The 5,909-nt window shown below is 76.4% G+C and carries 5 protein-coding genes and 1 pseudogene; 3 read left to right on the top strand and 3 right to left on the bottom strand.

The features are described from left to right. Positions 1 to 21: 21 nt before the first annotated feature. Entirely contained in the window at positions 22 to 513 is a 492-nt protein-coding gene (locus ACFVXK_RS36595; protein ID WP_389621091.1) for a flavin reductase family protein, read from the bottom strand. Positions 514 to 647: 134 nt separating this feature from the next. Here ACFVXK_RS36595 and ACFVXK_RS36600 point away from each other — a divergent pair, with 134 nt between their 5' ends. Both ACFVXK_RS36600 and ACFVXK_RS36605 read left to right on the top strand, forming a co-directional pair. Continuing rightward, on the top strand, positions 648 to 1,121 hold the full coding sequence (locus tag ACFVXK_RS36600) for a Rieske (2Fe-2S) protein (RefSeq protein WP_389621094.1): 474 nt from the start codon (positions 648 to 650) through the stop codon (positions 1,119 to 1,121). Further along, a complete protein-coding gene (locus ACFVXK_RS36605; RefSeq protein ID WP_389621097.1) occupies positions 1,118 to 2,344 on the top strand; it encodes a PP2C family protein-serine/threonine phosphatase in 1,227 nt (408 codons plus the stop codon). The genes ACFVXK_RS36600 and ACFVXK_RS36605 overlap by 4 nt, the downstream gene beginning before the upstream one ends. A gap of 23 nt (positions 2,345 to 2,367) precedes the next feature. Here ACFVXK_RS36605 and ACFVXK_RS36610 read toward each other — a convergent pair whose 3' ends face one another. Next, positions 2,368 to 3,996 carry an NAD(P)/FAD-dependent oxidoreductase gene (locus tag ACFVXK_RS36610; protein ID WP_389621100.1) on the bottom strand — a complete coding sequence of 543 codons (1,629 nt, stop codon included), beginning with the start codon at positions 3,994 to 3,996 and terminating at the stop codon, positions 2,368 to 2,370. Between the two features lie 226 nt (positions 3,997 to 4,222). On the opposite strand from ACFVXK_RS36610, the gene ACFVXK_RS36615 reads away from it, so the two are divergent. Beyond that, complete coding sequence (locus tag ACFVXK_RS36615; RefSeq protein WP_389621102.1) at positions 4,223 to 5,005, top strand: lysophospholipid acyltransferase family protein; 783 nt, start codon at positions 4,223 to 4,225, stop codon at positions 5,003 to 5,005. Between the two features lie 44 nt (positions 5,006 to 5,049). Here the strand turns inward: ACFVXK_RS36615 and ACFVXK_RS36620 are convergent. Next, positions 5,050 to 5,909, bottom strand: a pseudogene (locus ACFVXK_RS36620) (hypothetical protein); the annotation flags it as partial.

Here is a 5,909-nt window from a genome sequence, read left to right on the forward strand (position 1 = left end):
GGGCCGGTCCGGGCGGCCCCGTCAGGCCGGGTGGCCCGCCTCCAGGTCCCGTACGTCGCCGAACCGCAGCGGGGCGGCGGGGCCCGGGGCGGCCGGCGCGTCCTCGACCGGGGCGAGCAGGAAGCCCTCGTGGTCGCCTCCCGCGACGACGGCCTCGATCCGGCCGGTGAACCAGGCCGCCACGCCCGTCAGCACCGGGCTGCCGGCGCGCCCCGGCCGCCAGTCGATCCCGGCGAACTTGTCCGTGCGGTCCCCGGTCCGGCCCCCGAACAGGCGGGCCAGCGCCTCCTGTTCCCGGCGCAGGACGTGCACCGTGAGGTAGCGGGCGCGGCGCGCCACGCCGTACGTGTGGTTCTCCACGGACAGCCACACGACGAACCTCGGCGGGTCGATCGAGCACTGCGAGGCGAAGCCGACCAGACAGCCGGCCCGCAGCCCGTCCGCGGCCGCCGTGACCACGTACAGCGGGCCGTCCTGCGCGACGGCGAAGGCACCGAGGTCCGGTTCCGGCATGACGGCTCTCCCTGAGGTCTGCGCTGGCCCCCCGCCCGCCCCTGCCCCGTCCCCGGCCCGGCATGCGCCGGCCGCGGGGCGCCCGTACTCCGGGTCCGTACATGGCTCCCGGCGCGCCGGGTAGACGCGCCCGCATGGACACGCACCGTACGACGCCGGGTCCGGGCCCGCTGCTCTCCGCGGTCGGACGGCCGGCGCAGGCGCCGGAGGCCGACGCCCTGCTCGGCGTCGGACCGGCCGCGGCGGCGCCGGCGGCCACCGCGGACTGGGCGGACCGGGCGGAGCTGCCGCCCGAACAGGTCCGGACCGGCCTCGTCCACGCCCTGGCCGACACCGCCGGGGTCGCGCGCCAGGTCCGGGACGGGTGGCGCCGGCTGGGGCCGCTGACCGCCTTCCCCGTCGGCCGGGCCGCCCTCGCGCGCGTCGACGGGGTGGACGTGCTCGTCGTCCGCGAGGAGGGCGGCACCGTCCGCGCACGGGCCGAACGCTGCTCCCGCAGGGGTGTCCGCTGTCCCTGGCACCGCAGCCCGTTCCGGCCGGCGGACGGCCGGACCCTCGAAGGCCGCGCCACCGCCCCGGCACGACACCGCCCCCGGACGGCGGGGTGAGCCCCGTGGCCGCGGGCGAGCGGACGGGCGCGGTGCTGGCGTGGGTGCTGGAGCGCTCCCACCAGGCCTCGGCCCTGCAGGTGCCGGCCCTGATACAGGAGGCGGCACGGAGGCTGGGCCTGACCGGGACGCACCTGTACCTGGCCGACCTCCGGCAGCTGCGGCTCGTGGCCCTGCCCCAGCTGGCCGCCGACCGGCCGGAGACGGCCGAGGCGCAGGAGGCCGGCGAACGGGCGGAGGCACTGGACATCGACGCCTCCCTGGCCGGTCTGGCCTACCGCGGCCGGCAGGTCCAGCTGTCGCGCGACCGGACCATCGCCTGGGTGCCGATGATCGACGGCGTCGAGCGCGTCGGCGTCATGCGGGCCACGGGACCGTCGCTGGACGACGGCGAGCTGGAGGTGTGCCGGACCCTGGCGGCGCTGGCGACCCTGATCGTCGTCTCCAAGTCCACCCACCACGACCTCCTGGTCGTCCGGGGCCGCAGCCGCCCCATGACCCTGCAGGCGGAACTGGTGTGGGCGTTCCTGCCGCCGCGCACCATCGGCACCAGCCAGGCGACCTCGACCGCCGTCCTGGAACCCGCGTACGACATCGGGGGCGACGCCTTCGACCACAACTTCACCGACGGCGGACTCCACCTGACCCTGCTCGACGCCATGGGGCACGACCTCGCGGCCGGCGGGGCCAGCGCCGCCGGCCTCGCCGCGTGCCGTGCCACGCGCCGGGCCGGCGGCACCCTGCAGGACATCGCCACCACCATCGAGCGGACCCTCCTGAGCCGGATCCCGGACCGGCTGGCGACCGGGATCCTGGCCCATCTGGACACCCGGCGCGGGGAGTTCGCCTGGATCAACTGCGGCCACCCCCCGCCCCTGCTGATCCGGGACGGGCACGTCGTACCGACGGCGCTGGAACGCCCGGCGCAGCTGCCCTTCGGCCTGGGTTACCACACCGAGACCCCTCCCCCGCTGCACCGCGCCCGCCTCCAGCCCCGTGACCGGGTGCTCCTCTACAGCGACGGGGTCACCGAGGCGCGCTCGGCCACGGGCGAACTGTTCGGCGAGGAGCGGCTGACCGACACCGTGATCCGCTCGATGGCCTCGGGCACCACGGCCCCCGAGGCCCTCCGCAGGCTGGTCCTCGACCTCCTCACCCACCAGGACCAGCGGCTGCACGACGACGCGACGATCCTCCTCGCCGAATGGCACCCCACCCCCTGAACGGACGTGGGGGCGGCGGCCGTTCAGAACCCGCCGAAGGCGCCGGCGTCCTGGAAGCGGCCCGCGTTCCGGCGCCGGTACTCGATCAGGCAGTGGGCCACCGCGGCCCCCTCGCCGACGGCGGCGCCGACCCGCTTGACCGAGCCCGAGCGTACGTCGCCGACGGCGAAGACACCGGGCAGGCTGGTCTCCATGGGGAGGGCATCGCGGCCGTCGCCGGTGCCGGCGCCGGTGCGGACGTAGCCCCGGTCGTCGAGTTCGAGGGCCCCGTCGAGCCAGTCCGTGGAGGGGCGGCCGCCGATCAGGACGTACAGGCACTGCGCGGGGACGGTGCGCTCGCCCCCGGCGCGCTCGCGCAGCCGCAGCCCGGTGAGCGTGGTGCCGCCCAGGCATTCGGCCACCTCGGTGCCGAGCAGTACGTGCAGGCCGGGCGTCCTCTCGATGCGCTGGACGAGGTAGTTGGACATGGAGGCGCCGAGGTCGGTGCCCCGGACGAGGAGGGTGACCGAGCGGGCGTGGCGGGCGAAATAGAGGGCGGCCTGGCCGGCCGAGTTTCCGGCGCCCACCATGTAGACGTCCTCGCCGGCGGTGGAGGGCGCGTCGGAGAGTGAAGCGCCGTAGTAGACACCGGAGTTGAGGAGCCGCTCGGTGCCCGGGCAGGCGAGGCGGTTCCATTCCACGCCGGTCGCGACCACGACGGTGGCCGCGGACACCGAGGCCGTCTCGGTGGTGCCCGCCTTGACGAACTCCACGGTGTGGTCGCCCGACTGGGCCGGGACGAGCCGGGTCGCCACCCGGGTGGGCTGCCATTCGACCCGGACCCGGCGGGCCTGCTGGAGCGCGCGCTGGGCGAGGTCGCCGCCGGTGAGGCCGACGGGGAAGCCCAGGTAGTTCTCGATGCGGGAGGTCGAACCGGCCTGGCCGCCGGGTGCGTCGTCCTCGATGACGACCACGCTCATGCCCTCCGCCGCGGCGTACACGGCCGTCGAGAGCCCGCCGGGGCCGCCGCCGATGACCGCGACGTCGTAGTGTTCCCGGCCGGCGGGCCTGATCAGGCCGAGCCGTTCGGCCAGTTCGCTGATCGAGGGGTCGACGAGTTCGGTGCCGTCGCCGAGCCGGACGGTCACCGGAGCGTCCGGCCGGTCCTGCGCCGCCCAGCGGAAGAGGACGTCGCTGCGGCCCAGGAAGTCGCGGACCGCGTAGGCGGCCGGGGAGAAGCGGTAGCCGCGGACCTCGGCGGTGGGCAGACCTCCCCGGCGTTCGGCGTTCCAGGTGCACAGGGCGTCGTCGAGGGCGGCGCGCAGTCGCTCCGCGAGGCCCGTGCCGCTGCCGTCGGGGGCGGTGGCAGGTGCCCGGTCGACGACCGTGACGGACGGGTCGCCGGGGGCGGCGCCGTCCTCGGCGAGCAGCAGCCAGCGCGTGTGCGGGTGGCGTGCGGGGTGGCCGCCGGGGTCCTCGGCGGTGACCACCGCGGCGACGGGCACGTCCCGTCCCGCCAGTTGCCCGAGGACGCGCTCCGCCTCGGACACCCCGCCGACCTGCAGGACGCGGAACGACGTCCGGTACCAGCGCTGGACCAGTTCGGCCGTCTCGTGGCGGCGGAGCGGATCGGGGTCCGCGAGGAGGAGCACCGGCAGCGCGGTCTCGGACATGTGGGGTCTCCTGGGGCGTCGGTCGGTGGATGGTCCAACGGGTCAACGAGCCGAAGATCGTTGCGTGGCGCACGCGGCGGCAGCGGCAGGGGAACGGGCGAACGAAGAGTCGATTGCGCAATGCGCGTGATCCTCGTGATCAAAGGGCATTCGGCGGCGTTGACCGTGAAGGTCCTTGTCGGGAGGGCCACTTGGATGTCCCACACGGAAGAAGGGGAGGCCCCTGGTGTCCGAGAGCCTGGCGGATGTCATCGCGGTCGCCGGTAACGAGCTGCGGTTCCTGCGGAAGATGGCCGGAGACGTCGGCGAGAACGTCTGGGAGCGGCTGCTCGAATGGCTCATCGACGACTGGTTCCGGCTGGACGTGCTGGGGCTGGAGAACATCCCCGCCGACGGCCCGGCGGTCCTCGTCGCCAACCATTCCGGGGCCTGGGGGCTGGACGCGTTCGTCCTGCAGAAGATCCTGGCCCGCTCGCTGCGGCGGCCGCTGCACGTGCTCGCCGCGCCGTTCGTCTTCCGGCTCCCGGTGCTGGGCCGGTACGCCGCGCGCAAGGGCGGCGTACCCGTGGACCAGCGGGCGGCGATGCAGCGGCTGGGCGACGGGGAGCTGATCGCGGTGTTCCCGGAGGGACTGTCCGGGCTGGAGAAGCCGTTCCAGGAGCGCTACCGGCTCCAGCCGTTCAATCCCGGTTTCGCGGTGGCGGCCCTGCACACCGGTGCGGCGATCGTGCCCGTCACGGTCATCGGGGCGGAGGAGTCCTCGCCGAGGATCGGGGAGGTCCCGGCGCTGGCGAAGTTCCTCGACCTCCCGTACTTCCCGCTCACCTCTCCGTTCCCGCTGCCGGCGAAGTGGCTGGTCACCATCGGTGAGCCGATCGCCCCGCCGGAACGGCCCCGGGGGTTCGGGGAGCGCGCGGCGGCGGCCCGCCAGCTCTCCTCGGAGGTCCGGCGGACCCTCCAGGAGATGGTCGGGCGGGAACGGGAGCGGCGGGACGCCCTGGTGCGGTAGCGGCCGGGGCGCCCCCTCTCCCCGGGGGGGGCGCCCCGGCCTTGTCAGTCGGCGAGGCGGCGGGCGGCCGCGCGGACGTCGGCGGCCGCGCGGGTGCACCGCTGCGCGTGGTCCAGCAGCCGCATCCGGAAGGCCTCGCCGGTCTCGTCGCCGTTCCAGCCCGGTTCGGCGGCGCAGTCGGCGAGGCCGCGGGCCAGGGCGTCGAGCCGGTCGGCGTCGGCGCGGGCCAGCACCGCGTCGGCGGACGGCCCGGCGGCGCGCGCGGCCGGAGGGGCGGCGCCGGGGGCGGGGAGGGCCAGCAGCAGGGTGTGCGGGGCCAGGGTGAGCGGGATCCGGTCCGGGGCGAGGGCCGGGGAGATCAGGGCGGGCGGGGCGGTCTCCGTGAAGAAGCGGACGGTCTCCTCGGCGACCCGGGCGGCGAAGGCTCCGGCCGGGCAGCCGGCCGGGGATCCGCAGAACGCGGAGTCCGACGCGGGCCGGGGGGCGTCACCGGGGTCGGCGTCCTCCCGGAGCCAGCCGGGGGCGGCCAGGATCTCGGTGCCGGGGTCGACGGCGATCCCGTCCCAGACGAAGCGGGTCCGCACCGGGTGCACGGCGGCCTCCACCGGTGGGAAGCGGCGCAGGGCGAGGGCCACCGCCGCGGCCGGGCCGCGGGCCGCTTCGGGTACGCCGGCGGCGGTGAGGGCGAGGGCTTGGAGCGCGGTGGTGACGGCCGCCTCCGAGACCACGGAAAGGGCGTGGGCCAGCGCCTCCGCGCGGCCGCCCTCCCCGGCGGGGCCCGCGGCCTCCGTGCGGGCGGCGGGCACCGCGGGTCCGGCCGCCGCACCGCCGGCCAGCCCGGCCGCCACGGTGCCGGGCTCCGGGTCGGCCAGGTAGGGGGCGATCCGGCGGCGCAGTGCGGCAG

It is taken from the genome of Streptomyces sp. NPDC058157 (assembly GCF_042884105.1).
GTDB lineage: Bacteria > Actinomycetota > Actinomycetes > Streptomycetales > Streptomycetaceae > Streptomyces.

Coding starts and splice junctions, on each gene's coding strand:
- ACFVXK_RS36595 (WP_389621091.1), bottom strand. CDS start 513: ATGCCGGAACCGGACCTCGGTGCCTTCGCCGTCGCGCAGGACGGCCCG.
- ACFVXK_RS36600 (WP_389621094.1), top strand. CDS start 648: ATGGACACGCACCGTACGACGCCGGGTCCGGGCCCGCTGCTCTCCGCG.
- ACFVXK_RS36610 (WP_389621100.1), bottom strand. CDS start 3,996: ATGTCCGAGACCGCGCTGCCGGTGCTCCTCCTCGCGGACCCCGATCCG.